The 516-nt window shown below is 47.1% G+C and carries 1 protein-coding gene; it reads left to right on the top strand.

Annotation, left to right across the window (positions count from 1 at the left end; genetic code table 11):
* The first annotated feature begins 187 nt into the window (after positions 1-187).
* A complete protein-coding gene (gene glpE / locus AACU55_RS19090) occupies positions 188-493 on the top strand; it encodes a thiosulfate sulfurtransferase GlpE (RefSeq protein ID WP_006084745.1) in 306 nt (101 codons plus the stop codon).
* The last annotated feature ends 23 nt before the right edge of the window (positions 494-516 follow it).

The following is a 516-nucleotide window of genomic DNA, read 5'->3' as shown; positions in this document are numbered from 1 at the left end:
CCAATCGGGTAAAGTGATCCTCAGCTGGGATTAATCCTGCAGAGCATTACTTGCACCCAAACGACCTGAAGATGCAGGATTCGTATCTTCAGATAGCTTGGGTATCGATGGGGCTGTACACTCGCAGCCCCTTGTTGCACACTTATCCCATCTTGATTTCCATCCCTTAGCTTTATCAGGTTTTATTATGTCTTCCTTTAAACACTTAAGCGTTAATCAATTGCTGCAAATGACCGAAGCACAGCCAGTGCAAATCGTCGATATCCGCGATGGCAATAGCTTCACCAACGGCCATATTGCAGGTGCAACTAACCTGAATAACGAAAACCTAGCGCAATTTATTAGCCAAGCCGATATGGATAGCCCACTCGTGGTGGTTTGTTACCACGGCATGAGCAGCCAAAATGCGGCGCAATATTTATGCGAACAAGGTTTTGATGACGTTTACAGCCTAGACGGCGGCTATAGCGCCTGGCATGAGGCGAATGCATGATAGAAATTGGCAGACTCCCCAAC

The sequence above is a fragment of the Rahnella sp. CJA17(1/100) genome (assembly GCF_963881615.1).
GTDB classification, from domain to species: Bacteria; Pseudomonadota; Gammaproteobacteria; order Enterobacterales; family Enterobacteriaceae; genus Rahnella; species Rahnella aceris.
Note: the sequence above shows the minus strand (reverse complement) of the source record. Positions and strands in the feature narration are given on the sequence as shown.